We start from the raw sequence: 21,760 nt of genomic DNA on the forward strand, positions 1-21,760 counted from the left end.
GAACATAAAAGGCCTGTATGTCATGTACAGGCCTTTTTTAATCCAAAAACATGGAAGACAACAACAAGCAAGACCAACAGATCAACGTCGAGCTCTCCGAGGAAGTGGCAGAGGGCGTCTATTCCAACTTGGCCATGATCGCGCACTCCAATTCGGAGTTTGTGATTGATTTCATCCGCCTGATGCCCGGTGTGCCCAAGGCAAAAGTAAAGTCCCGCATCATCGTGACTCCCGACCACGCCAAGCGACTGCTGTCTGCGCTGAAGGACAACATCGAAAAGTACGAGGCTGCCTTTGGAAAGATCCACCAAGGGGGCGGCGCACCCTCGTATCCGATTTCTTTCGGTAAGCCCGGGGAAGCGTAACAAAAATATAACTGCTTAATTTTGTTACTCTTATTACTTTCTTTACCTTTGCAGTCCAAAATTTAACAGTTTACAGGAAAACTAAATTTTATCAGTTAATGCCTACTATTCAACAGTTAGTAAGAAAAGGTAGAAATACACTGGAAATCAAATCGAAATCTCGTGCACTGGACGCTTGTCCACAGCGAAGAGGAGTTTGTACCAGAGTATACACTACGACCCCTAAGAAGCCTAACTCAGCTATGAGAAAGGTAGCCAGGGTGAGATTGACGAACGGAAAAGAAGTGAACGCTTACATTCCGGGTGAAGGTCACAATCTACAAGAGCACTCGATCGTCCTGATCAGAGGTGGTCGTGTGAAGGATCTTCCAGGTGTGAGATACCACATCATCCGAGGTGCACTCGATACTGCCGGAGTAAAAGACCGTAAGCAAGGTCGCTCCAAGTACGGTGCTAAGAGACCTAAGGCTGGCAAGGGTGCCCCTGCAGCAGCTCCAGGCAAAAAGAAATAATAAAAACATTCAAAAGAAATGAGAAAAGCGAAACCAAAGAAGAGATATATTCTTCCTGACCCAAAGTTCAATGATACTTTGGTCACCAAGTTTGTAAACTGTCTGATGTTCGACGGGAAGAAGAGTATTGCTTACAACATTTTCTATGACGCAGTCGAGAAAGTGGAATCCAAAGTAGGCGAGAATGGTCTTGAGGTTTGGAAAAAAGCGCTTAACAATATTGCTCCATCCGTCGAGGTGAAGAGTCGTAGAGTTGGTGGTGCTACATTCCAAGTTCCAATGGAAGTCAGACCAGAAAGAAAGATGGCCCTTGGAATCAAGTGGATGATCAACTACGCTCGAAAAAGAGGTGAGAAGACCATGATGGACCGTCTAGCCGGTGAAATCATCGCAGCTGCAAAAGGCGAAGGTGCCGCAGTGAAGAAAAAAGATGATACGCACAGAATGGCTGAGGCCAACAAAGCATTCTCTCACTTTAGATTTTAATTAGGATGGCAAGAGATTTAAGATTCACCAGAAACATCGGTATCGCTGCCCACATCGATGCCGGAAAGACCACCACCACCGAGCGTATCCTTTTTTATTCCGGCGTGAGCCACAAGATCGGTGAGGTGCACGATGGTGCAGCCACCATGGACTGGATGGCCCAGGAGCAGGAGAGAGGGATTACCATCACTTCTGCCGCGACTACCGTATTCTGGAACTACAAAGATCAAAAATACAACGTCAATATCATCGATACTCCGGGACACGTTGACTTTACTGTTGAGGTTAACCGTTCCCTGAGAATCCTGGATGGTCTAGTTTTCCTGTTTAGTGCTGTTGACGGCGTAGAGCCGCAGTCAGAGACCAACTGGAGATTGGCTGATGGATATAAAGTAGCCCGTATCGGTTTCGTAAACAAAATGGACCGTGCTGGTGCAAACTTCCTAGAGGTTTGCAAGCAAGTGAAGGAAATGCTCGGTTCCCACGCCGTTCCTTTGCAATTGCCTATCGGTGCCGAAGACAAGTTCAAAGGGGTAGTTGATTTGATCAACAACCGTGCGATCACTTGGAACGAGCACGACATGGGAATGACTTACGAGGTTATTCCGATTCCTGAAGACATGCTTGACGAAGTGGCGCAGTGGAGAGAGCACCTGCTCGAGTCCGTGGCCGAATTCGACGAGACCTTGATGGAGAAATATTTCGAAGATCCAGACTCTATCACTGAAGCCGAGATTTTGGCTGCTTTGAGACAGGCCACTATCGGTATGAAGGTAGTGCCTATGGTCTGCGGATCTTCCTTCAAAAACAAAGGCGTTCAGACCATGCTTGACCTGGTGATGGAATTGCTTCCGTCTCCACTGGACAAGGACGATATCATCGCCCATGACCGTGAAGATGAAGAGAAAGAAGTCAGAATCGCCCCTGATGAGACTGAGCCATTCACTGGCCTTGCCTTCAAGATCGCTACTGACCCATTCGTAGGTCGTCTTTGCTTCGTAAGAGCTTACTCAGGTGTGCTTGAGTCAGGATCTTACATCTTCAACAGCCGATCTGGCAACAAGGAGCGTATCTCCCGAGTATTCCAGATGCACGCCAACAAGCAAAACCAAATCGAAAGACTGGTAGCCGGCGACATCGGAGCGGTAGTAGGCTTCAAGGACATCAAGACCGGAGATACCCTTTGCGACGAGAAGCGCAAGGTAGTGCTCGAGTCCATGATCTTCCCTGAGCCAGTGATCGGATACGCGATCGAGCCTAAGACTCAGGCCGACGTGGATAAGCTGGGTATGGCGATTGCCAAACTGGTGGAAGAAGATCCAACCCTTCAGGTAAATACGGATCAGGAAACTGGCCAGACTATCCTTAGAGGGATGGGTGAACTTCACCTGGAAATCATCATCGACCGTCTGAAGAGAGAATTCAAGGTTGAGATCAACCAAGGCGCTCCTCAGGTAGCTTACAAAGAGGCCTTGTTTGGCAACGTGGAGCACAAGGAAGTTTACAAAAAGCAGACTGGTGGTAAAGGTAAGTTCGCGGATATCGTGTTCGAACTTGGGCCAAAAGACGCTGATCCTGAGACTGGCGAGATCAAGCCAGGACTGGAGTTTGTGAACGGAATTGTCGGTGGTGTGATTCCAAAGGAATTCATCGCCCCAATCCAGAAAGGTTTCCAGGAAGCGATGAAAAACGGTCCTTTGGCAGGATATCCTATCGAGGCCATGAAAGTAAGATTGTTCCACGGATCCTACCACGACGTCGATTCCGATGCCCTTTCCTTCGAATTGGCAGCCCGTATCGGCTTCAAGGAGGCCGCCAAGAAGTGTAAGCCACAGCTGCTCGAGCCGATCATGTCCGTAGACGTGGTGACTCCAGACGAATACACAGGTCCAATCACTGGTGACTTGAACAGAAGAAGAGGTTTGATGAGAGGTATGGATACCAAGGGTACTTCCTCCGTGATCAAGGCCGCAGTTCCTTTGTCCGAGTTGTTTGGTTATGTGACTGACTTGAGAACAATCTCTTCCGGTAGAGCGACAGCGTCTTTGACCTTCTCTCACTATGAGCCTGTTCCAAGCAACATCGCCGAAGGTGTAATTGCTAAAGTAAAAGGTGAAAAAGCCTAATCTTCAAGAAAATGAACCAGAAAATCAGAATAAAACTAAAATCATACGATCATAGCCTGGTGGATAAGTCATCAGAGAAGATCGTGAAGGCTGTCAAAGCCACTGGCGCGGTAGTAGTTGGTCCTATTCCATTGCCTACCAAAAAGGAGAAGTTTACCGTGTTGAAGTCCCCGCACGTAAACAAGAAAGCCAGAGACCAATACCAGCTCTGTACCTACAAGAGACTTGTAGACATCTACTCCAACTCTTCCAAGACTGTGGATGCCCTGATGAAGATCGAGCTTCCAAGCGGAGTGGACGTAGAAATCAAAGTCTGACGGTACCTGAGACTCCCTATCGAAAGGCCTGCAATCACTGCAGGTCTTTTGTTTTTGTGGCAATGGGTGAAAATTCCGTTGGAAATCGGCTCGGGAAGGCGCCTTCAGCCGAATGAAATTTTTTCTAATTGTTTGAAAATATTAGAGTTGGGATTTGTTGCCGAATTTTATTTCAGTAACTTTGCAGTCCTTAAAAAGGGCCCAAGTGCGTAACGCCTTGTGGATTATCAAATTATCTTATCAAAGATGTCTGGTATTATAGGTAAAAAAGTAGGAATGACTAGCATTTTCAGTGCCGATGGGCGTAACGTCGCATGCACGCTAATAGAAGCTGGTCCTTGCGTAGTGACGCAAGTAAAAAACGTTGAAACAGACGGGTACAACGCAGTGCAGTTGGCATTCGGTGAGCGCAAGGAGAAAAACACTCCTAAGCCTCTGATCGGTCATTTTAAAAAGGCCGGTACGACGCCAAAGCAGAAGGTTGTTGAGTTCCGTGACTTCCGGGTCGAGTTTGAAGGCCAGGTTGCTCTCGGAAAAACGGTGGCTGCCGGTGAGGTTTTCGTCGAAGGTGACTTCGTCGATGCGATCGGTACGTCAAAAGGTAAAGGCTTCCAGGGTGTAGTGAAGCGTCACGGTTTTGGTGGTGTGGGTGGACAAACTCACGGTCAGCACAACAGACAGAGACACCCAGGTTCCATCGGTGCGTGTTCTTGGCCATCAAGAGTATTCAAAGGCATGAGAATGGCCGGAAGAACTGGTGGTGACAGAGTAAAAGTGATCAACCTGAGAGTGTTGAAAGTCTATCCTGAGCAAAACCTCCTGTTGGTTTCTGGTTCAGTGCCTGGTCCTAAAAACTCTTTCGTAATTCTTGAGAAATAAGCCATGGAATTAGCAGTAATCAATCAAAAAGGACAAGATACAGGTAGAAAGGTGACTCTTTCTGACGAAATCTTCGCGATCGAGCCAAACGATAACGCAATCTACCTGGATGTGAAGCAGTACCTGGCTAACCAAAGACAGGGAACCCACAAATCAAAAGAGAGAAACGAAGTAGCGGGATCTACCAAGAAGATCAAGAAGCAAAAAGGTACCGGTGGTGCCCGTGCGGGATCTTTGAAGGCTCCCAACTTCCGTGGAGGTGGTAGAGTATTCGGCCCTAAGCCAAGAGACTACTCTTTCAAGCTCAATAAAAAAGTAAAGCAGTTGGCCCGTAAGTCGGCACTTTCTTACAAAGTGATCGAAAACAGCCTGGTGGTATTGGAAGACCTCGCATTCGACGCTCCAAAGACCAAAAACTACATCGCTTTGTTGAACGGACTTTCCCTGTCTGACAAGAAGACCCTCCTGGTGCTTCCTGAAGACAACAAGAACGTGTTCCTGTCCAGCAGAAACCTGCCCAAGGCGAAAGTGGTGACTGTAAATGATGTAAATACTTACCAACTCCTCAATGCTGACCATCTGGTGCTGTGCGAAGGATCTGTAAGTAAGTTGGAAACCATTTTAGCGAAATAAGACAATGGATATTCTAAAGCAGCCTTTGATCACAGAGAAGATTTCTGCTGGCAACGAGAAGGGGGTCTACGGTTTCATCGTGGAAAAGACCGCCGACAAGCTCCAGATCAGAAATGCGGTGGAAAAAACCTATGGCGTGAAGGTGGTATCAGTACGTACCATCCGCTATGCTGCGAAGCATAAGACCCGCTACACCAAGAACAAAATCGTATCAGGCTTCACCAATGCTTTCAAGAAAGCAATCGTGCAAGTGGCCGATGGTGAGGTAATTGATTTTTACGGAGAAATTTAATTGAATCAATATCATGGCAATTAAAAAGTTGAAGCCTGTAACTCCAGGGACAAGATTCAGAGTGGCTCCCGCTTTTGACGAGATTACCAAGTCAAAGCCGGAAAAATCCCTCCTTGCACCCCTCAAGAAGTCAGGCGGACGAAATAATACAGGCAAGATGACCGCACGCTACATCGGTGGTGGTCACAAGAGAAGACTCAGAATCGTAGACTTCAAAAGAAACAAGTTTGGCGTGCCTGCGACAGTGAAAGCTATCGAGTACGATCCAAACAGAACGGCACGTCTAGCCCTACTATACTACGCTGACGGAGCTAAGGCCTATATTATCGCCCCGGAAGGTCTGTCGGTAGGACAGACAGTGATTTCCGGCGAGCAGGTTGCTCCAGAAGTGGGCAACGCCATGCCGATGGCCAACATCCCGATGGGTACCATTGTACACAACGTGGAGCTGAAGCCAGGTAAGGGTGGAGCCATGGCCAGAAGTGCCGGTGGATATGCACAGATCGTAGCCCGTGACCCTAGATATGTCACCGTAAAGCTTCCTTCTGGCGAAATGAGACTGGTACTCGGCGCATGTATGGCTACCATCGGTACCGTATCCAACGCTGACCACATGAACGTGGTACTAGGTAAGGCAGGTCGTAAGAGATGGCTTGGAGTAAGACCTCGTACCAGAGGTGTGGCGATGAACCCAGTAGATCACCCGATGGGTGGTGGTGAAGGCCGTTCTTCAGGTGGACATCCTCGATCTCGCAAAGGTCTTCTTTCCAAAGGCAAGAAAACCAGATCACCTAAGAAGTATTCAAACAAGTTCATCATCAGCAAAAGATCTAAATAATTATGGCACGTTCATTAAAAAAAGGTCCTTATATCGAGCACCATCTGGTGAAGAAAGTAGATGTCATGAACGAGTCAGGCAAGAAATCTGTCATCAAGACTTGGTCAAGAAAATCTATGATTTCTCCGGATTTCGTAGGCCATACCTTCGCAGTGCATAACGGCAACAAGTTTATCCCGGTGTTTGTCACTGACAACATGGTAGGTCACAAGCTGGGTGAATTTGCTCCTACCAGAAACTTCCGTGGCCACATTGCTAAAAAAGATAAAGGAAAGAGATAATCATGGAAGCAGTAGCAAGATTAAAAAACGTTCCTACATCCCCGCGCAAGATGCGCCTTGTGGCTGACCTCGTGAGAGGCAAGCGAGTAGGATTGGCATTGAGTATCCTGAAATTCACTCCCAACCACGGAGCGATCAAATTGGAGAAACTTCTCCTTTCAGCGGTAGCCAACTGGCAGGCGAAAAATCCTGACGCGAAGCTTGAGGATGCTGACCTCTACGTGAAGACCATCATGGTCGACGAAGGCAGATCCCTCAAGAGACTGAGACCCGCTCCCCAGGGACGTGGTCACCGAATCCGTAAAAGATCCAATCATGTAACCCTCGTAGTCGACGCGTTCGTAGCGGGAGACGTTACCGCTGATGTAGTTACAAACGAAAAGGCAAATTAAGAGAGACTATGGGACAAAAGATTAACCCAATAGGATTTAGACTTGGTGTGGTCAAAGGCTGGGACTCCAACTGGTATGGTGGGAAGGACTTTGCCGAGAAGCTCGCCGAAGATCAGCAAATCCGTAAATATGTCCTTGCCAGAATCCCCAAGGGAGGTATCGCCAAAGTGATCATCGAGCGTACGCTCAAGAGAATCACCCTGACGATCCACACAGCCCGTCCGGGAGTAGTGATTGGTAAAGGCGGAGCCGAAGTAGACAAGCTGAAAGAAGAGCTTAAGAAGATCACCAACAAGGACATCCAAATCAACATCTTCGAGATCAAGCGTCCGGAGCTGGATGCCAAGCTGGTCGGTGAGTCTATCGCACAGCAGCTTCAGGCTAGGATTTCCTTCAGAAGAGCGATGAAGCAAGCCATCGCGGCATCCATGAGAGTGGGAGCGGAAGGGATCAAAGTAAAACTTTCTGGTCGACTGGGCGGAGCCGAGATGGCACGTTCCGAGATGTACAAAGAAGGAAGAATTCCCCTTCACACCCTGAGAGCAGACATCGATTACGCACTTTCCGAAGCACTTACCGTGTACGGAATCATCGGAATCAAAGTCTGGATCTTCAAAGGTGAAGTGTACGGAAAGAGAGACCTTTCTCCAAACCAAGGAGCAGCCAACGAGCCGAAAGGCCAGCGCTCCGCAGGCCCTAAGGGCGGTCGCGGTGACAGAGAAAACGGTCCAAGACGCAGAAATAAGAAATAACTATTTTCACCGAATAAGTGAGAAATCATGTTACAGCCGAAAAGAACGAAATTTAGGAAAATGCACAAGGGCCGTGTCAAAGGCCTTGCTACCAGAGGCGCTGAGCTCTCTTTTGGCAACTTTGGCATCAAATCCCTTGAGCCAGGATGGATTACTTCTCGCCAGATCGAGGCAGCACGTATTGCCATGACAAGAGCTATGAAGAGAGAAGGTCAGGTTTGGATCAGGATTTTCCCTGACAAGCCGATCACCAAGAAGCCCGCAGAGGTTCGTATGGGTAAGGGTAAAGGTGCTCCAGAATACTGGGTGGCCGTTATCAAACCAGGTACTATCCTTTTCGAAGCTACAGGCGTGAGCCTGGAGACCGCTCAAGAGGCGTTGAGACTTGCGCAGCAGAAGCTACCCGTGAGTACCAGATTTGTTGTTCGTAGAGATTACGCAGAATAATCAGAAACTATGAAAAATACTGAAATCAGATCACTTTCCGCAAGTGAGATCGCCGAGCGAATTGTCGCTGAGCAGGAGAATCTGAGCAAACTGAAGTTTGCCCACTCGATTTCTCCCATTGAGAATCCTAACAGAATCAGAGAAGCCAAGCGTCTGGTCGCAAGATTGAAGACTGCATTAGCTTCCAAATAACTAGCTAACAGAAAAGAAAATGGCTACGATTGAGAGAAATCTTCGCAAAGAGAGAATTGGTAAGGTCGTAAGCAACAAAATGGACAAATCCGTCACCGTCGCTGTGGAACGTAGAGTGAAGCATGCCATTTACGGAAAGTTTGTTGCCAAGACTACCAAATTTATGGTTCATGACGAGAACAATGAGTGCCAGCCAGGCGACATTGTGAAAATCAGCGAAACTCGTCCGCTGAGCAAAAACAAGCGTTGGAGATTGGTTGAAATTATTGAAAGGGCTAAGTAATCATGATACAGCAAGAATCCAGACTAGGCGTTGCAGACAACTCAGGTGCTAAAGAAGTACTTGTGATCCGCGTATTGGGAGGAACTGGGAAGCGTTACGCTTCGATCGGTGATAAGGTAGTCGTGACTGTAAAGTCGGCCCTGTCTTCCAGCAACATGAAAAAAGGTACCGTTTCCAAAGCGGTAATCGTTCGGACCAAAAAAGAGATCCGCCGCAAGGACGGCTCTTACATCCGATTTGAAGATAACGCTGCCGTGTTGTTGAACAACAACGATGAGCCAAGAGGTACCCGTATCTTCGGCCCAGTGGCCCGAGAGCTCAGAGAGAAGCAGTTTATGAAAATCATTTCCTTGGCCCCTGAAGTACTGTAATCATGGAAAGAAAGACCAAAAAGCAAAAGCTGCACATCAAGACCGGAGACACCGTGAAGGTGATCTCAGGAGATGACAAAGGAAAAACAGGGAAAGTCCTTTCTGTCGACACCGAGAAAAGCAGAGCTTATGTAGAGGGGATCAATATGATCACCAAACACGTGAAGCCTACTGCTGCCAAGCCACAAGGCGGCATCGAAAAGAAAGAAGCTGCACTGCACATCAGCAACCTGATGCTGGTAGATCCCAAAACCGGCGAAGCTACCCGTACCGGCCGCAAAGCAGGCGAAAACGGCAAACTAGTGAGATATTCAAAGAAAACCGGGGAGGTGATCAATGGCTAATCCAAGAATGAAAGAAAAGTACCTGAACGATATCGTTCCGGCTTTGAAAGAGAAATTCCAGTATTCTTCCGTCATGCAGGTTCCTGTATTGACCAAGATCGTCCTCAACAAGGGGATCGGAGCTGCGGTAGCTGACAAGAAGTTGGTAGACCAAGGTGTGGAAGAACTGTCCCTGATCACCGGCCAGAAGGCCGTGGCTACCAAGTCCAAGATCGCCGTCTCCAACTTTAAGCTGAGAGAAGGCATGCCTATCGGTGCCAAAGTGACCCTCAGAGGCGAGAAAATGTATGAGTTCCTGGATCGTCTCATGACAGTGGCCCTGCCACGTGTACGTGACTTCAAAGGAATCTCCGACAAAGGCTTTGACGGAAGAGGCAACTACACCCTGGGTGTGACCGAGCAGATTATCTTCCCTGAGATCTCCATCGAGAAGGTGAACAGAATCTCCGGTATGGATATCACTTTCGTGACTTCTGCCAAAACCGACGAAGAGAGCTTCACCCTGCTGAAGGCTTTCGGTATGCCTTTCGTAAACAAAAACAAAGAAGAATAACCATGGCAAAAGAATCCATCAAAGCTCGTGAGAGAAAAAGAGAGCGTCTGGTAGCCAAGTATGCCAAGAAGAGAGCCGAGCTGAAAGCTGCCGGCGACTACGAAGCACTTGACAAATTGCCAAAGAACGCTTCTCCCGTAAGACTTCACAACCGTTGCAAGCTGACCGGTAGACCCAAGGGCTACATGAGAAAGTTTGGTATCAACAGGGTAACCTTCAGGGAAATGGCCTCCGCAGGCAAGATTCCTGGAGTCACCAAGTCTAGCTGGTAAAAAAACGACAGTAGTTTTTATTATAGAAATCAATTCGTAACTTTGCACGCCCAAAACGGGTGGAGCTAGACTATATATACCATGACTGATCCAATAGCTGATTATCTGACCAGGTTGAGAAACGCCATCAAGGCCTCTCACCGAATCGTTGAGATACCTGCTTCTAACATCAAGAAGGAAATCACCAAAGTACTGCATGACAAAGGGTACATCCAGAACTACAAATTCGAACAGAATGGTCCTCAGGGCACCATCAAGATCGCGTTGAAGTTCAACCCCGTTACCAAGCAGAACGCGATCGTGAGCCTTGAGCGAGTTAGTACGCCAGGTTTGAGAAAGTATGCCAAGCATGATGAACTCCCCCGAGTCATCAATGGTCTGGGCATCGCAATCGTATCCACCTCCAAAGGTGTGATGACTGACAAAGAAGCCCGTACCGAAGGTATCGGTGGCGAAGTACTTTGCTACGTATATTAATTTACTATCATGTCTAGAATAGGTAAAAAACCAATAAATCTACCCAGCGGTGTTACTGTAGACGTGTCAGCTCACGGAACTGTCACTGTTAAAGGTCCAAAGGGTACACTGACTCAGGATGTGAATCCCGATATTCAGGTGAAAGTGGAAGGCAACGAGCTCGTTGTCTCAAGACCTACTGATTCCAAAAGACACAAGTCTATGCACGGACTTTACAGAGCATTGATCAACAACATGGTGATCGGTGTTTCTGAAGGGTACAAGAAAGATCTTGAGCTTGTAGGGGTAGGTTACAAGGCTTCCAATCAGGGCCAGGTGCTGGAGTTGAGCTTAGGTTATTCTCACAGTATTTTCATGGCTTTGCCTCAGGAGATTTCTTTGACAACAGAAACTCCAAAAGGTAAAAACCCAATCATTACCCTGGAAGGAATCAATAAAGAATTGATCGGACAAGTAGCCGCTAAAATCAAATCTCTTCGTAAGGTTGAGCCTTACAAAGGTAAAGGTGTGCGCTTCGTTGGTGAGCAAGTTAGACGTAAGGCTGGTAAAACTGCCGGTAAAAAATAATAGGTTATGGCATTTAATAAGAATTCCAGAAGACTTAGAATCAAGCAGGGTATCAGAAGAAAGATCTCCGGTACCGATTCCAGACCACGTTTGTCCGTATTCAAGAGCAATACTGGCATCTATGCGCAATTGGTGGACGACCTTAAGGGTCAGACCGTGGCACAGGCCTCTTCCAAAGAGCTTGGCGCCAAAGCCAATACCAACGTAGGCGTTTCCAAAGAAGTAGGCAAAAAGCTTGCTGAAAGAGCCATCGCAAATGGCGTATCAGAAGTAGTTTTCGACAGAAACGGCTACTTGTATCATGGTAATGTAAAAGCTTTGGCCGACGGCGCCAGAGAAGGAGGCCTTAAATTCTAATCGTTATGTCTCAAGTAAGAAGAAAACCCATTAGGGCTACAGATACAGAATTGAAAGAGAAAGTAGTAGCTATCAACCGAGTAGCCAAAGTGGTAAAAGGTGGTAGAAGATTCTCCTTCTCAGCAATCGTAGTAGTAGGTGATGGCCAGGGTGTCGTAGGATACGGATTGGGCAAAGCCAACGAAGTAACCGACGCGATCACCAAGGGCATCGAGGATGCAAAGAAGAACCTGGTAAAAGTACCGGTTTTGAAAGGCACCATCCCCCACGAGCAAATCGGCAAATTTGGTGGAGGTTTCGTGTTGATCAAGCCAGCTGCAGCGGGTACCGGTGTAATCGCCGGTGGTGCGATGCGTGCGGTGTTGGAGTCTGCCGGCGTCACAGACGTATTGGCAAAATCCAAAGGATCTTCCAACCCACACAACGTGGTGAAAGCTACCATCGATGCGCTGGTTCAGCTGAGAGATGCGATCGCTGTGTCACAGCAACGTGGTGTGAAAATGGCTAAAGTCTTTAACGGATAATCAATCATGGCGAAGATCAAGATCACACAGGTAAAAAGTACGATCGACAGACCAAAAGATCAGAAGGCAACTATCACTGCTCTGGGTTTGGGTCGTATCAGCAAGTCTGTGGTAGTGGAAAACACCCCGCAGATTGCTGGAATGGTAAATAAAGTGAATCACCTTGTAAAAGTGGAGGAAGCTTAATTATGAAACTATATACATTAACTCCAAACGAAGGCTCAACCAAAAACCGCAAGAGAATCGGTCGTGGTACCGGTTCCGGTAGAGGAGGGACTTCCACAAGAGGTCACAAAGGGGCCAAATCCCGCTCTGGATACAAGTCCAAGATCGGATTTGAAGGCGGTCAGATGCCACTTCAAAGAAGAGTTCCTAAATTTGGCTTCAAATCCCTGAACAAGGTTGAGTTCAAACCGGTAAATTTGGATACATTGCAGGCCCTATCCGAGCAGCACAGTCTTTCTGCGATCAATTTGGAAGCTTTGGTTTCCCACGGTATCGCTTCTAAGAACGACAAGATCAAAATCCTCGGAGGTGGTGAACTGAAAGCCAAATTAGACGTGACTGCCCACCAGTTTTCCGCTTCAGCAGTTGAAGCCATCGAGAAACTTGGCGGTACTGTAAACAAGATTTAAGTAAATGAAAAAGTTTATTTCGACAGTAAAGAACATCTTCTCAATCGAAGATCTGAGAATCAGAATCCTCAATACGATCGGATTTCTCATCATCTTCAGATTAGGTTCATTCATCGTGCTCCCGGGGGTGGATCCTTCCAAGCTGGGTGGTACGCCTGAGGGGATCTTTGGGTTGATTGATACCTTCCTTGGGGGCGCGTTTAGCAATGCCTCCATCTTCGGTCTTGGGATCATGCCCTACATCTCAGCATCCATCGTGCTGCAGCTGTTGACTGTCGGAGTACCTTATTTTCAGAAAATGCAGAAGGAGGGTGAGTCCGGTAGAAAACGAATCAACCAGATCACTCGCGTATTAACCATCGCGATCACCGTGGCCCAGGGTATCGGGTACGTCAGTGCCACGATCCTGCCTACCGGTGCAGTGATGGTTAGTACCTCTCTTTTCATGTTCAGTTCCTTGGTGTTGCTTTCAGCCGGTACCATGTTCTGCATGTGGCTGGGGGAAAAGATCACCGAAAAAGGAATCGGCAACGGTATTTCCATGCTGATCATGATCGGTATCATCTCCAGATTTCCAGGCGCACTCATCGCGGAAGGCCTTGAGAAAGGTTCCTCCGGCATGTTGCTGCTGATCATCGAAGCGGTGGTATTGTTCTTTGTAGTGGTGGGTGTGATTGCGTTGACCGAAGCTACGAGAAGAATCCCCGTACAGTATGCCAAGCAAGTGGTAGGCGGGAAAGTATATGGCGGTCAGCGCCAGTACATCCCTATCAAAGTGAACGCTTCCGGTGTCATGCCGATCATCTTTGCCCAGTCCTTGATGTTTGTGCCAGCACTGATTGCCCAGATATGGGCAGGTGAGAGCGATATCGCAAACTACATCGGTACTACCTTCTCTGACTTCACGTCTTGGCAGTACAACTTGCTGTTTGCATCGCTGATCATCATCTTCACCTTCTTCTACACTGCCATCACGGTTAACCCCGAGCAGATAGCGGAAGACATGAAGCGCAACGGTGGCTTCGTTCCCGGTATCAAGCCTGGTGCGCCTACTTCAGAGTTTATCGATGGGATCATCTCCAAGATCACGCTTCCAGGTTCAGTCCTGTTGGCAGCGGTAGCTATCCTTCCTGCTTTGGCGATCATCGCCGGCGTGGGTGGTGAGTTTGCCCAGTTCTATGGCGGTACTTCCCTGCTGATCATGGTAGGTGTGATCATGGATACCTTGAGACAGATCGAGAGCTATCTGCTGATGAGACACTACGAAGGAATGATGAAAAGCGGTAATATGAAGAACAATCCTTCTAATTACCAAGTAGCCTAATATGATTCAATACAAGACTTCGGAAGAAGTTCAGTTGATTAAAACTAGTGCTGACATACTCGGTCGCGCCCATGGTGAGATCGCCAAGTATGTCAAAGAAGGGGTAAAGACCTCTTTTCTTGACAAGATTGCTGAAGAGTACATTAGGGACCACCAGGCTGTGCCTTCCTTCAAAGGCTACAATGGTTTCCCTTCCTCACTCTGCATCTCCGTGAACGAAGTAGTGGTACACGGATTTCCGAGTGATTATGAATTGAAAGATGGCGATATAATCTCAGTGGATTGTGGAGTCTTTCACCAAGGTTTTCATAGCGATTCCGCTTATACATACCCTGTAGGTGAGGTTTCCCCTTCTGTCATTGCATTATTAAAAGCCACCCGAGATTCGTTGTACTTAGGCATCGAGCAGGCTGTAGCCGGGAATCGTATCGGTGATATCGGGCATTCCATCCAAAAGTTTGTCGAAGCCAAGGGCTACACCGTAGTCCGAGAGCTGGTAGGGCATGGTTTGGGAAGGAAGCTGCACGAGGCACCGGAAGTACCCAACTACGGCAAAAAGGGAAGTGGTCCCCTGCTGAAGGCAGGGATGGTGATTGCAATAGAGCCGATGATCAATCTGGGTACGCGAAACATCGTACAGGAGCGAGATGGCTGGACTATCCGAACTGCAGATCGGAAACCTTCAGCGCACTACGAGCACACGGTTGCAATATTGGAGAATAAAACGGAGGTCTTGACGACCCATAAATACATAGAGGAGAATTTTAAATTCTAAAATGGCCAAACAGACATCAATCGAGCAAGACGGAACCATCATCGAAGCGTTGTCCAACGCAATGTTTAAAGTGGAACTGGAAAACGGACATCAGTTGATTGCTCACATTTCCGGTAAGATGAGGATGAACTACATCAAGATCCTTCCTGGGGATAGAGTCAAATTGGAATTGTCTCCCTATGATTTGACAAAAGGCAGAATAGTATATCGATATAAATAGACTGACATGAAAGTAAAGGCATCTATTAAGAAGAGAAGTGCTGACTGTAAGGTGATCAGAAGAAAAGGAAAACTTTACGTCATCAACAAAAAGAATCCTAAGTATAAACAAAGACAAGGTTAATCATGGCTAGAATTGCAGGTGTAGACATACCAGACAATAAGCGCGGCGAAATCGGACTCACCTATATCTTCGGGATAGGAAGAAGCGCCGCCAAAGCGATCCTGAGCAAGGCCGGTATCTCTTTTGACAAAAAAGCAGGGGAGTGGGACGACGACGAGTCTACCACCATCCGTAACATCATCGCCGAGGAGTATAGAACCGAGGGTGTATTGAAGTCAGAGATCCAATTGAACATCAAGCGTCTGATGGACATCGGATGCTACAGAGGTTTGAGACACAGAAAAGGACTTCCTGTACGTGGTCAAGGCACAAAAAACAACGCCAGAACGAGGAAGGGTAAGCGTAAAACTGTTGCTAACAAGAAGAAGGCAACTAAATAAAACCTGATTTAGATTATGGCTCAGAAAAGAAACGATAAAGCAAAAGGTAAAAAAAGAGTAGTAAAGGTAGAAGCTGTAGGTCAGGCACACATCAGAGCCTCCTTCAACAATATCATCATCTCTATTACCAATAATGCAGGTCAAGTGATCTCTTGGGCTTCTGCCGGTAAAATGGGCTTCAGAGGTTCTAAGAAAAATACTCCTTACGCTGCTCAGATGGCCGCCCAAAACTGCGGTCAGGTAGCATACGACTTGGGTTTGAGAAAAATCGAAGTATTCGTAAAAGGTCCGGGTGCTGGTCGTGAATCTGCGATCAGAACATTGCAAAACGTAGGATTGGATGTGACCACGATCATCGACGTGACTCCAATGCCGCACAACGGTTGTCGTCCACCTAAGCGTAGAAGAGTTTAATTTTAAAAAGCTAAAAGAATGGCAAGATATACAGGTCCTAAAGCTAAGATCTCCCGTAAATTCGGAGAGGCAATCGAAGGGCATAGCAAGGCGCTTCAAAAGAAAAACTACCCTCCAGGCCAGCACGGCCGCGGTAGAAGAAAGAAGCAGTCCGAATATGCAGTTCAGCTGGCTGAGAAGCAAAAGGCAAAATACATCTACGGCGTGTTGGAAAGACAATTTGCCAAGATGTTTGACATCGCTTCCAGAAAGTCCGGTATCACCGGTGAAAACCTCCTGCAGCTTCTCGAAGCTCGTCTGGACAACACCGTGTACAGACTCGGAATCGCCCCTACCCGTCGTGGCGCAAGACAGCTTGTATCGCACAAGCACGTCCTGGTCAACGGAGAAGTGGTCAACATTCCTTCCTATACTTTGAAGCCAGGTGATGTGGTTTCCGTAAGAGAGCGTTCTAAGTCTCTGGAAGCCATCACCAGCAGCCTTGCAGGCAAAGCAGCAAACAGATATCCTTGGTTAGAGTGGGATAATGCTTCTTTGGCAGGCAAATTCGTCAGTGTCCCTGGTAGAGATGATATTCCTGAGAATATCAAGGAGCAGCTCATTGTCGAACTTTACTCTAAGTAATTTTACTATTTTCAGCTAAAAACCAGAACGAGATATATGTCCATACTAGCATTTCAAATGCCCGAAAAAGTGGTGATGGAAAAAGCCGATGACTTTCATGGCTTGTTCACTTTCAAACCGCTCGAAAAAGGCTATGGAGTTACCATCGGTAACGCCCTGAGAAGAATCTTGCTTTCTTCTTTGGAAGGATACGCCATCACTTCTATCAAAATCCCAGGAGTGGTACACGAATTCTCAACCATCGAAGGCGTAGTGGAAGACGTGACTGATATCATTTTGAACCTGAAGCAGGTGAGATTCAAGAAAGTGCACGAAGCATTTGACGGAAAGATCACCGTGGAGATCAAAAACCAGTCTGTTTTCACCGCAGGGGACATTGCTAAGTTCACTTCTTCCTTTGAGATCCTCAATCCGGACCTGGTCATCTGTCACATCGACGAGACCAAAAACTTCGAGATCGAGATCACCATCGAAAAAGGCAGAGGCTATCTCCCAGCTGAAGAATCCAAGCCCAAAGAGCAGGTGTTTGGCCAGATCGCCATCGACGCCATCTTCACGCCCATCAAGAACGTGAAGTACAGCGTGGAAAACACCCGTGTAGAGCAGAAGACTGACTTCGAAAAACTGATCCTGGAAGTATCTACGGATGGTTCTATCCACCCTGAGAAGGCACTTCAGGAGTCAGCCAAGATCCTCATCCAGCACTTCATGCTGTTCTCTGACCAGACTATGGTCCTTGACTCTACCGGTGTGGCCGAGCCAGAGCCTATCGACGAGGAATTCCTCCACATGCGCAAGCTTCTCAAGACTTCCCTGAGCGACCTGGACCTTTCCGTCCGCGCGTTCAACTGTCTGAAGGCCGCCGACGTGAGGACTCTCGGCGACCTCGCCAGACTCGAGATCTCTGACATGATGAAGTTCAGAAACTTCGGTAAGAAGTCCCTGGCCGAACTCGAGCAGCTGATCCAAGAGAAAGGTCTGACCTTTGGGATGGATATTTCTAAGTACAAACTTGACGAAGAATAATATACAATGAGACACGGTAAGAAAATTAACCACCTAGGAAGGACCGCTCCGCACAGGAAGGCGATGCTTTCTAACATGGCAACTTCTCTGATTCTTCACAAGCGTATCTCCACGACGCTTGCCAAGGCAAAAGAATTGAAGAAGTTTGTTGAGCCTCTGGTGACCAGAGCTAAAGAAGATACTACTCACAACAGACGTGTAGCTTTCTCCTACCTGAAGAGCAAAGAAGCCATCAAGGCTCTCTTTGGCGAGGTGATCGAGAAAGTAGGCACCCGTCCAGGAGGATACACCAGAATCATCAAGACTGGATTCCGTCTGGGTGACAACGCTGAAATGTGTATCATCGAGCTGGTAGATTTCAATGAACTGATGCTGAAAGACGCTCAGCCTGCCAAGAAGACCACCAGAAGATCCCGTAGAGGAGCTGGTGCTGCCAAGGCTACTGAAGCGCCTGTCGCTGCGGCTCCTGCCGCTGAAGCAAAAGCCGAAGAGCCTAGCGCTCCAGAGGCTTCTACCGAAAGCGAAAACGAAGAAAAGTAAATTGAAAATCACTTTAAATATCAAAAGGATTGGACGCCCGTTCAATCCTTTTTTTATACCCAATTGCCTTATCCTCCTTCCCAAGAATTGGTTAACTTTGGGCAACTTTCAAGAAAATGATTAAACAGAAAGCAACACTTCTACTGGCTGATGGAACAGCGTTCCACGGCTCCCTCATTGGCAAACCTGGTACTAACGGCGGAGAAATCTGCTTCAACACCGGTATGACTGGCTATCAGGAGATCTACACCGATCCCTCCTATACCGGCCAGATCGTGGTGACCAGTACGCCACACATCGGCAACTACGGGGTGCATGCGGAAGAGATCGAGTCTGATCATCCTTGTGTAGCAGGTATCGTGGTCAATGCCTTCTCAGATGTCCACTCCAGGTTTGACGCCTCCAGCACACTGCAGGAATACTTGGTAAACTACGGGATCACCGGCATCGCCGACATCGATACCCGGATGTTGGTGAGGCATCTCCGATCCAAAGGCGCCATGAACGCCATCATCAGCTCGGAGTATGAAGGAAACCTGGAAGGCTTGAAAGCCGAATTGGCCAAAGTGCCGGATATGAACGGGCTGGAACTTTCCTCCACCGTCTGTACCCAAGAGCCCTATTTCGTGGGTGACGAGGCTGCCGCGATCAAAGTCGCCTGCCTGGACTTTGGCATCAAGAAGAATATCCTCAGAAATCTGGCCTCCAGAGGCGCCTATTGCAAGGTGTTCCCTGCCAAGACCAAGCTGGCCGACATGCAGGCTTGGGCGCCGGATGCCTACTTCCTTTCCAACGGCCCCGGTGACCCCGCGGTCATGGAGTATGCGGTGGATACGGTAAAAGACATCCTTGAGACCGGCAAGCCGGTGTTTGGAATCTGCCTGGGGCACCAGCTGCTGGCAGAAGCGGTAGGCATCAAGACTTACAAAATGCACCATGGACACCGTGGACTAAACCACCCGATCAAAAACCTCCTGACCGGGAAAAGCGAAATCACCTCCCAAAACCACGGGTTCAACGTCGTGCGTGAGGATACCGAGAAAAACCCAGCGGTAGAGATCACCCACGTCCATCTCAACGACAATACCGTAGCCGGAATCCGCCTGAAAGACAAGCCGGCCTTTTCCGTACAGTATCACCCCGAGTCTTCTCCGGGCCCGCACGATTCCCGTTACCTTTTTGACGAGTTTATCGCACTGATTAACCAAAACTAATTTTCATAAACCTTTTAAAACTATGACGTTGATTCAATCAATTCATGCAAGACAAATCCTTGATTCCCGAGGTAACCCGACCGTAGAAGTAGACGTGTTCACCGACAACGGTGCCTTTGGACGCGCAGCCGTACCAAGCGGTGCCTCTACCGGGGTAAATGAAGCAGTCGAACTCCGTGATGGAGACAAAAGCAAATATTTGGGGAAAGGCGTGTTGAAGGCCGTTTCCAACGTGAATGACATCATCGCTCCCGAGCTCGTGGGCATGGATGTGTTCGAGCAAAACACCATCGACCAGATCATGATCGATCTCGACGGTACTTCCACCAAAAGCAAGCTGGGTGCTAACGCCATCCTCGGCGTGTCTTTGGCAGTAGCCAAAGCAGCAGCCATGGAAGCCGGTCAGCCGCTCTACCGCTACATCGGCGGGGTGAACGCCAACACGCTTCCTGTGCCGATGCTGAACATCATCAACGGTGGCTCCCACTCAGATGCCCCTATCGCATTCCAGGAATTCATGGTTCGTCCTGTGGGCGCTCCCAGCTTCTCCGAAGCGATCCGTATGGGTGCTGAGATCTTCCACAACCTCAAGAAAATCCTTCATGACAAGAACCTCAGCACAGCGGTAGGTGACGAAGGCGGTTTTGCTCCCAACTTCTCCGGAGGCACTGAAGAAGCACTGGCCTGCATCCTTGATGCCATCGCCAAGGCTGGCTACAAGCCAGGTGACGACGTGACCATCGCGCTGGACTGCGCATCCTCTGAGTTTTACAAGGACGGCAACTACGACTACTCCAAGTTTGAGGGTCCAAGCGGCAAGGTGAGATCCCGCGAAGAGCAAGTGGCTTACTTGGCCGAGTTGACCGAGAAATACCCGATCGACTCCATCGAAGACGGATGTGCTGAGGAAGACTGGGCTGGATGGGCAATGTTGACGGCGAAAATCGGCGACAAAGTCCAGCTGGTAGGAGATGACCTTTTCGTGACCAATGTGAAGTTCCTGAAGCGTGGCATCGAAGAGAAGTCAGCCAACTCCATCTTGGTAAAAGTAAACCAAATCGGAACCCTTACCGAGACCTTGAACGCCGTAAACTTGGCCCACAAGGCAGGCTTCACCGCGGTGATGTCCCACAGATCCGGCGAGACTGAGGACTCCACCATCGCTGACCTGGCTGTGGCTACCAACTGCGGACAGATCAAGACCGGTTCTGCATCCAGATCCGACCGTATGGCGAAGTACAACCAGCTCCTCAGAATCGAAGAGCAATTGGGCGAATCTGCAGTATTCAAGGGCCGATTGAAATAAATCGGGTTCTTTCCCATAAATGGACAGCCTGCCTTTGGTAGGCTGTCTTTTTTTTGCACCATTTTTGTACCTTAAGCAGGCAATAGAATTTTGAGATGAAGAAGCTTTGGAAGTACGGCAGCAATTTTTACGCATTGGCGATCCTGTTTTTTATGTTTTGGATGCTGTTTATTGACTCCAACAATGTGGTGAACCACTTTCGCCTCAGCCAGAAGCTGAACCAGCTGGAAGACCAGAAGGAATTTTACCTGGAGAAAAAGGAAAAAATCAAGGCCGAGCGGGAAGAGTTGATGAGCAACCCCCAACTTCTGGAGAAGTTTGCCCGTGAGAGATACTTGATGAAAAAGCCAACTGAAGATCTATATGTCATTGTTGAAAAATAACCTGCTCCTGCTAGCCTTTGTAGGGGCTTTTTTGCTTTCAGGCCAGGCTCAGGCCCAGCGCGAGATCTATTCCGATTCTATCCCCTTCAAGGATCGCCTGTATTTTGGAGGAAATCTTGGCCTCCAGTTTGGCACCGTGACGCTTGTGGACGTGTCTCCGCTGGTGGGTGTCATGATCACCCCTAGGCTCTCTGGGGGAGTCGGCGCGACCTTTCAGTACTATGACGACAGCAGGTTTTATGGAGCCGAAGGCACGTCCTATGGCGGACGCGTATTCGGCAGATACAATGTGCTTCCCAACATCTTTGGCCAGGTAGAGTACGAGTCCATCAACTGGGAGGCCTATGACTATTTCGTCGAGGATTACCGTAGGATCTGGTCCAACGCTCTTTTCGTGGGAGCGGGCTACTTTGCCCCCTTTGGAAACAGGGGCGGGGCCAACTTTACCTTTCTGTACAACGTGCTGCATGACAACCATAATTCCTACTACGCCGAACCATATGTGATTCGTGTCGGTTTTGTCATGTGAGCATCCC

The 21,760-nt window shown here is 48.3% G+C and carries 38 protein-coding genes; all 38 read left to right on the forward strand.

All coding sequences use genetic code 11. The features are described 5' to 3' along the window. Nucleotides 1-50 precede the first annotated feature (50 nt). The 38 genes from J0A68_RS05255 (at nucleotide 51) to J0A68_RS05440 (ending at nucleotide 21,753) form a co-directional block, all read left to right on the forward strand. On the forward strand, nucleotides 51-365 hold the full coding sequence (locus J0A68_RS05255; RefSeq protein WP_206577126.1) for a DUF3467 domain-containing protein: 315 nt from the start codon (nucleotides 51-53) through the stop codon (nucleotides 363-365). Between the two features lie 98 nt (nucleotides 366-463). Continuing rightward, complete coding sequence (gene rpsL / locus J0A68_RS05260) at nucleotides 464-877, forward strand: 30S ribosomal protein S12 (protein ID WP_026953260.1); 414 nt, start codon at nucleotides 464-466, stop codon at nucleotides 875-877. Nucleotides 878-895: 18 nt separating this feature from the next. Beyond that, nucleotides 896-1,363 carry a 30S ribosomal protein S7 gene (gene rpsG, locus J0A68_RS05265; RefSeq protein WP_133557823.1) on the forward strand — a complete coding sequence of 156 codons (468 nt, stop codon included), beginning with the start codon at nucleotides 896-898 and terminating at the stop codon, nucleotides 1,361-1,363. A gap of 5 nt (nucleotides 1,364-1,368) precedes the next feature. Beyond that, nucleotides 1,369-3,489, forward strand: coding sequence for an elongation factor G (gene fusA, locus J0A68_RS05270; protein WP_206577127.1), 2,121 nt, complete (start codon nucleotides 1,369-1,371; stop codon nucleotides 3,487-3,489). 11 nt (nucleotides 3,490-3,500) lie between these two features. Then, entirely contained in the window at nucleotides 3,501-3,806 is a 306-nt protein-coding gene (gene rpsJ / locus J0A68_RS05275; RefSeq protein ID WP_024284766.1) for a 30S ribosomal protein S10, read from the forward strand. A gap of 246 nt (nucleotides 3,807-4,052) precedes the next feature. Further along, on the forward strand, nucleotides 4,053-4,685 hold the full coding sequence (gene rplC / locus J0A68_RS05280; RefSeq protein ID WP_206577228.1) for a 50S ribosomal protein L3: 633 nt from the start codon (nucleotides 4,053-4,055) through the stop codon (nucleotides 4,683-4,685). A 3-nt stretch (nucleotides 4,686-4,688) separates the two neighbouring features. Then, entirely contained in the window at nucleotides 4,689-5,318 is a 630-nt protein-coding gene (gene rplD, locus J0A68_RS05285) for a 50S ribosomal protein L4 (protein ID WP_206577128.1), read from the forward strand. 4 nt (nucleotides 5,319-5,322) lie between these two features. Continuing rightward, the gene (rplW, locus tag J0A68_RS05290; protein WP_206577129.1) at nucleotides 5,323-5,610 is read left to right on the forward strand and encodes a 50S ribosomal protein L23; all 288 of its coding nucleotides are present in this window, start codon (nucleotides 5,323-5,325) and stop codon (nucleotides 5,608-5,610) included. A gap of 13 nt (nucleotides 5,611-5,623) precedes the next feature. Further along, a complete protein-coding gene (gene rplB / locus J0A68_RS05295; protein ID WP_206577130.1) occupies nucleotides 5,624-6,448 on the forward strand; it encodes a 50S ribosomal protein L2 in 825 nt (274 codons plus the stop codon). A gap of 2 nt (nucleotides 6,449-6,450) precedes the next feature. Beyond that, nucleotides 6,451-6,729, forward strand: a complete 279-nt coding sequence (rpsS, locus tag J0A68_RS05300; RefSeq protein ID WP_026966254.1) for a 30S ribosomal protein S19 — start codon at nucleotides 6,451-6,453, stop codon at nucleotides 6,727-6,729. Between the two features lie 2 nt (nucleotides 6,730-6,731). Continuing rightward, nucleotides 6,732-7,121, forward strand: a complete 390-nt coding sequence (rplV, locus tag J0A68_RS05305; protein WP_206577131.1) for a 50S ribosomal protein L22 — start codon at nucleotides 6,732-6,734, stop codon at nucleotides 7,119-7,121. A gap of 8 nt (nucleotides 7,122-7,129) precedes the next feature. Continuing rightward, nucleotides 7,130-7,873, forward strand: coding sequence for a 30S ribosomal protein S3 (gene rpsC / locus J0A68_RS05310; protein WP_206577132.1), 744 nt, complete (start codon nucleotides 7,130-7,132; stop codon nucleotides 7,871-7,873). Nucleotides 7,874-7,900: 27 nt separating this feature from the next. Then, entirely contained in the window at nucleotides 7,901-8,320 is a 420-nt protein-coding gene (gene rplP / locus J0A68_RS05315; protein WP_206577133.1) for a 50S ribosomal protein L16, read from the forward strand. 9 nt (nucleotides 8,321-8,329) lie between these two features. Continuing rightward, on the forward strand, nucleotides 8,330-8,512 hold the full coding sequence (gene rpmC, locus J0A68_RS05320) for a 50S ribosomal protein L29 (protein WP_206577134.1): 183 nt from the start codon (nucleotides 8,330-8,332) through the stop codon (nucleotides 8,510-8,512). Between the two features lie 19 nt (nucleotides 8,513-8,531). Continuing rightward, entirely contained in the window at nucleotides 8,532-8,795 is a 264-nt protein-coding gene (rpsQ, locus tag J0A68_RS05325) for a 30S ribosomal protein S17 (protein WP_206577135.1), read from the forward strand. Nucleotides 8,796-8,797: 2 nt separating this feature from the next. Next, on the forward strand, nucleotides 8,798-9,166 hold the full coding sequence (rplN, locus tag J0A68_RS05330; RefSeq protein ID WP_026966248.1) for a 50S ribosomal protein L14: 369 nt from the start codon (nucleotides 8,798-8,800) through the stop codon (nucleotides 9,164-9,166). A 2-nt stretch (nucleotides 9,167-9,168) separates the two neighbouring features. Further along, nucleotides 9,169-9,510, forward strand: coding sequence for a 50S ribosomal protein L24 (gene rplX / locus J0A68_RS05335; protein WP_236021340.1), 342 nt, complete (start codon nucleotides 9,169-9,171; stop codon nucleotides 9,508-9,510). Further along, nucleotides 9,503-10,063 (forward strand): 50S ribosomal protein L5, encoded by a 561-nt coding sequence (gene rplE, locus J0A68_RS05340; protein WP_206577136.1) that lies wholly within the window; start codon nucleotides 9,503-9,505, stop codon nucleotides 10,061-10,063. The genes rplX and rplE overlap by 8 nt, the downstream gene beginning before the upstream one ends. A 2-nt stretch (nucleotides 10,064-10,065) precedes the next feature. Continuing rightward, nucleotides 10,066-10,335 carry a 30S ribosomal protein S14 gene (rpsN, locus tag J0A68_RS05345; protein WP_206570968.1) on the forward strand — a complete coding sequence of 90 codons (270 nt, stop codon included), beginning with the start codon at nucleotides 10,066-10,068 and terminating at the stop codon, nucleotides 10,333-10,335. Nucleotides 10,336-10,416: 81 nt separating this feature from the next. Next, entirely contained in the window at nucleotides 10,417-10,812 is a 396-nt protein-coding gene (rpsH, locus tag J0A68_RS05350) for a 30S ribosomal protein S8 (RefSeq protein ID WP_206577137.1), read from the forward strand. 9 nt (nucleotides 10,813-10,821) lie between these two features. Next, nucleotides 10,822-11,379 (forward strand): 50S ribosomal protein L6, encoded by a 558-nt coding sequence (gene rplF / locus J0A68_RS05355; protein WP_206577138.1) that lies wholly within the window; start codon nucleotides 10,822-10,824, stop codon nucleotides 11,377-11,379. A 6-nt stretch (nucleotides 11,380-11,385) separates the two neighbouring features. Beyond that, on the forward strand, nucleotides 11,386-11,736 hold the full coding sequence (gene rplR, locus J0A68_RS05360; RefSeq protein WP_206577139.1) for a 50S ribosomal protein L18: 351 nt from the start codon (nucleotides 11,386-11,388) through the stop codon (nucleotides 11,734-11,736). A 5-nt stretch (nucleotides 11,737-11,741) separates the two neighbouring features. Beyond that, entirely contained in the window at nucleotides 11,742-12,260 is a 519-nt protein-coding gene (gene rpsE / locus J0A68_RS05365; protein WP_206570971.1) for a 30S ribosomal protein S5, read from the forward strand. Nucleotides 12,261-12,266: 6 nt separating this feature from the next. Continuing rightward, the gene (gene rpmD / locus J0A68_RS05370; protein WP_111392761.1) at nucleotides 12,267-12,446 is read left to right on the forward strand and encodes a 50S ribosomal protein L30; all 180 of its coding nucleotides are present in this window, start codon (nucleotides 12,267-12,269) and stop codon (nucleotides 12,444-12,446) included. Between the two features lie 2 nt (nucleotides 12,447-12,448). Beyond that, nucleotides 12,449-12,895, forward strand: coding sequence for a 50S ribosomal protein L15 (rplO, locus tag J0A68_RS05375; protein ID WP_206577140.1), 447 nt, complete (start codon nucleotides 12,449-12,451; stop codon nucleotides 12,893-12,895). 4 nt (nucleotides 12,896-12,899) lie between these two features. Then, nucleotides 12,900-14,219: a preprotein translocase subunit SecY gene (secY, locus tag J0A68_RS05380; protein WP_206577141.1), complete on the forward strand. Its 1,320-nt coding sequence runs from the start codon at nucleotides 12,900-12,902 to the stop codon at nucleotides 14,217-14,219. Nucleotide 14,220: 1 nt separating this feature from the next. Continuing rightward, nucleotides 14,221-14,994: a type I methionyl aminopeptidase gene (map, locus tag J0A68_RS05385; RefSeq protein WP_206577142.1), complete on the forward strand. Its 774-nt coding sequence runs from the start codon at nucleotides 14,221-14,223 to the stop codon at nucleotides 14,992-14,994. 1 nt (nucleotide 14,995) lies between these two features. After that, entirely contained in the window at nucleotides 14,996-15,214 is a 219-nt protein-coding gene (gene infA / locus J0A68_RS05390) for a translation initiation factor IF-1 (protein ID WP_026956468.1), read from the forward strand. A 6-nt stretch (nucleotides 15,215-15,220) separates the two neighbouring features. Next, on the forward strand, nucleotides 15,221-15,337 hold the full coding sequence (gene rpmJ, locus J0A68_RS05395; RefSeq protein ID WP_013927415.1) for a 50S ribosomal protein L36: 117 nt from the start codon (nucleotides 15,221-15,223) through the stop codon (nucleotides 15,335-15,337). 2 nt (nucleotides 15,338-15,339) lie between these two features. Further along, nucleotides 15,340-15,717 (forward strand): 30S ribosomal protein S13, encoded by a 378-nt coding sequence (rpsM, locus tag J0A68_RS05400; RefSeq protein WP_206577143.1) that lies wholly within the window; start codon nucleotides 15,340-15,342, stop codon nucleotides 15,715-15,717. Nucleotides 15,718-15,732: 15 nt separating this feature from the next. Then, complete coding sequence (rpsK, locus tag J0A68_RS05405; protein WP_026953287.1) at nucleotides 15,733-16,131, forward strand: 30S ribosomal protein S11; 399 nt, start codon at nucleotides 15,733-15,735, stop codon at nucleotides 16,129-16,131. Between the two features lie 18 nt (nucleotides 16,132-16,149). After that, the gene (rpsD, locus tag J0A68_RS05410) at nucleotides 16,150-16,755 is read left to right on the forward strand and encodes a 30S ribosomal protein S4 (RefSeq protein WP_206577144.1); all 606 of its coding nucleotides are present in this window, start codon (nucleotides 16,150-16,152) and stop codon (nucleotides 16,753-16,755) included. Between the two features lie 36 nt (nucleotides 16,756-16,791). Then, nucleotides 16,792-17,781 (forward strand): DNA-directed RNA polymerase subunit alpha, encoded by a 990-nt coding sequence (locus tag J0A68_RS05415; protein ID WP_206577145.1) that lies wholly within the window; start codon nucleotides 16,792-16,794, stop codon nucleotides 17,779-17,781. Between the two features lie 6 nt (nucleotides 17,782-17,787). Then, the gene (gene rplQ, locus J0A68_RS05420; RefSeq protein ID WP_206577146.1) at nucleotides 17,788-18,321 is read left to right on the forward strand and encodes a 50S ribosomal protein L17; all 534 of its coding nucleotides are present in this window, start codon (nucleotides 17,788-17,790) and stop codon (nucleotides 18,319-18,321) included. A gap of 116 nt (nucleotides 18,322-18,437) precedes the next feature. After that, the gene (carA, locus tag J0A68_RS05425; RefSeq protein ID WP_206577147.1) at nucleotides 18,438-19,535 is read left to right on the forward strand and encodes a glutamine-hydrolyzing carbamoyl-phosphate synthase small subunit; all 1,098 of its coding nucleotides are present in this window, start codon (nucleotides 18,438-18,440) and stop codon (nucleotides 19,533-19,535) included. 22 nt (nucleotides 19,536-19,557) lie between these two features. Next, nucleotides 19,558-20,841 carry a phosphopyruvate hydratase gene (gene eno, locus J0A68_RS05430; RefSeq protein ID WP_206577148.1) on the forward strand — a complete coding sequence of 428 codons (1,284 nt, stop codon included), beginning with the start codon at nucleotides 19,558-19,560 and terminating at the stop codon, nucleotides 20,839-20,841. Between the two features lie 95 nt (nucleotides 20,842-20,936). Continuing rightward, nucleotides 20,937-21,224: an FtsB family cell division protein gene (locus J0A68_RS05435; RefSeq protein WP_206577149.1), complete on the forward strand. Its 288-nt coding sequence runs from the start codon at nucleotides 20,937-20,939 to the stop codon at nucleotides 21,222-21,224. Continuing rightward, nucleotides 21,205-21,753, forward strand: coding sequence for a hypothetical protein (locus tag J0A68_RS05440; RefSeq protein ID WP_206577150.1), 549 nt, complete (start codon nucleotides 21,205-21,207; stop codon nucleotides 21,751-21,753). Before J0A68_RS05435 ends, J0A68_RS05440 begins: the two co-directional genes overlap by 20 nt. Nucleotides 21,754-21,760 lie beyond the last annotated feature (7 nt).

The organism is Algoriphagus oliviformis (assembly GCF_017254915.1).
GTDB classification, from domain to species: domain Bacteria; phylum Bacteroidota; class Bacteroidia; order Cytophagales; family Cyclobacteriaceae; genus Algoriphagus; species Algoriphagus oliviformis.

Coding starts and splice junctions, on each gene's coding strand:
- J0A68_RS05435 (WP_206577149.1), top strand. CDS start 20,937: ATGAAGAAGCTTTGGAAGTACGGCAGCAATTTTTACGCATTGGCGATC.
- rplX (WP_236021340.1), top strand. CDS start 9,169: ATGGAAAGAAAGACCAAAAAGCAAAAGCTGCACATCAAGACCGGAGAC.
- rpmC (WP_206577134.1), top strand. CDS start 8,330: ATGAAAAATACTGAAATCAGATCACTTTCCGCAAGTGAGATCGCCGAG.
- carA (WP_206577147.1), top strand. CDS start 18,438: ATGATTAAACAGAAAGCAACACTTCTACTGGCTGATGGAACAGCGTTC.
- rpsG (WP_133557823.1), top strand. CDS start 896: ATGAGAAAAGCGAAACCAAAGAAGAGATATATTCTTCCTGACCCAAAG.
- fusA (WP_206577127.1), top strand. CDS start 1,369: ATGGCAAGAGATTTAAGATTCACCAGAAACATCGGTATCGCTGCCCAC.
- rplN (WP_026966248.1), top strand. CDS start 8,798: ATGATACAGCAAGAATCCAGACTAGGCGTTGCAGACAACTCAGGTGCT.
- rpsQ (WP_206577135.1), top strand. CDS start 8,532: ATGGCTACGATTGAGAGAAATCTTCGCAAAGAGAGAATTGGTAAGGTC.
- rpsC (WP_206577132.1), top strand. CDS start 7,130: ATGGGACAAAAGATTAACCCAATAGGATTTAGACTTGGTGTGGTCAAA.
- rpsN (WP_206570968.1), top strand. CDS start 10,066: ATGGCAAAAGAATCCATCAAAGCTCGTGAGAGAAAAAGAGAGCGTCTG.
- rpsJ (WP_024284766.1), top strand. CDS start 3,501: ATGAACCAGAAAATCAGAATAAAACTAAAATCATACGATCATAGCCTG.
- rplV (WP_206577131.1), top strand. CDS start 6,732: ATGGAAGCAGTAGCAAGATTAAAAAACGTTCCTACATCCCCGCGCAAG.
- rpsE (WP_206570971.1), top strand. CDS start 11,742: ATGTCTCAAGTAAGAAGAAAACCCATTAGGGCTACAGATACAGAATTG.
- J0A68_RS05255 (WP_206577126.1), top strand. CDS start 51: ATGGAAGACAACAACAAGCAAGACCAACAGATCAACGTCGAGCTCTCC.
- rpsM (WP_206577143.1), top strand. CDS start 15,340: ATGGCTAGAATTGCAGGTGTAGACATACCAGACAATAAGCGCGGCGAA.
- J0A68_RS05440 (WP_206577150.1), top strand. CDS start 21,205: ATGTCATTGTTGAAAAATAACCTGCTCCTGCTAGCCTTTGTAGGGGCT.
- infA (WP_026956468.1), top strand. CDS start 14,996: ATGGCCAAACAGACATCAATCGAGCAAGACGGAACCATCATCGAAGCG.
- rpmJ (WP_013927415.1), top strand. CDS start 15,221: ATGAAAGTAAAGGCATCTATTAAGAAGAGAAGTGCTGACTGTAAGGTG.
- rplB (WP_206577130.1), top strand. CDS start 5,624: ATGGCAATTAAAAAGTTGAAGCCTGTAACTCCAGGGACAAGATTCAGA.
- rpsH (WP_206577137.1), top strand. CDS start 10,417: ATGACTGATCCAATAGCTGATTATCTGACCAGGTTGAGAAACGCCATC.
- rplP (WP_206577133.1), top strand. CDS start 7,901: ATGTTACAGCCGAAAAGAACGAAATTTAGGAAAATGCACAAGGGCCGT.
- rpmD (WP_111392761.1), top strand. CDS start 12,267: ATGGCGAAGATCAAGATCACACAGGTAAAAAGTACGATCGACAGACCA.
- rplR (WP_206577139.1), top strand. CDS start 11,386: ATGGCATTTAATAAGAATTCCAGAAGACTTAGAATCAAGCAGGGTATC.
- rplW (WP_206577129.1), top strand. CDS start 5,323: ATGGATATTCTAAAGCAGCCTTTGATCACAGAGAAGATTTCTGCTGGC.
- rplO (WP_206577140.1), top strand. CDS start 12,449: ATGAAACTATATACATTAACTCCAAACGAAGGCTCAACCAAAAACCGC.
- map (WP_206577142.1), top strand. CDS start 14,221: ATGATTCAATACAAGACTTCGGAAGAAGTTCAGTTGATTAAAACTAGT.
- rplQ (WP_206577146.1), top strand. CDS start 17,788: ATGAGACACGGTAAGAAAATTAACCACCTAGGAAGGACCGCTCCGCAC.
- eno (WP_206577148.1), top strand. CDS start 19,558: ATGACGTTGATTCAATCAATTCATGCAAGACAAATCCTTGATTCCCGA.
- rplC (WP_206577228.1), top strand. CDS start 4,053: ATGTCTGGTATTATAGGTAAAAAAGTAGGAATGACTAGCATTTTCAGT.
- rplE (WP_206577136.1), top strand. CDS start 9,503: ATGGCTAATCCAAGAATGAAAGAAAAGTACCTGAACGATATCGTTCCG.
- rplF (WP_206577138.1), top strand. CDS start 10,822: ATGTCTAGAATAGGTAAAAAACCAATAAATCTACCCAGCGGTGTTACT.
- rplD (WP_206577128.1), top strand. CDS start 4,689: ATGGAATTAGCAGTAATCAATCAAAAAGGACAAGATACAGGTAGAAAG.
- rpsD (WP_206577144.1), top strand. CDS start 16,150: ATGGCAAGATATACAGGTCCTAAAGCTAAGATCTCCCGTAAATTCGGA.
- rpsL (WP_026953260.1), top strand. CDS start 464: ATGCCTACTATTCAACAGTTAGTAAGAAAAGGTAGAAATACACTGGAA.
- J0A68_RS05415 (WP_206577145.1), top strand. CDS start 16,792: ATGTCCATACTAGCATTTCAAATGCCCGAAAAAGTGGTGATGGAAAAA.
- rpsS (WP_026966254.1), top strand. CDS start 6,451: ATGGCACGTTCATTAAAAAAAGGTCCTTATATCGAGCACCATCTGGTG.
- rpsK (WP_026953287.1), top strand. CDS start 15,733: ATGGCTCAGAAAAGAAACGATAAAGCAAAAGGTAAAAAAAGAGTAGTA.
- secY (WP_206577141.1), top strand. CDS start 12,900: ATGAAAAAGTTTATTTCGACAGTAAAGAACATCTTCTCAATCGAAGAT.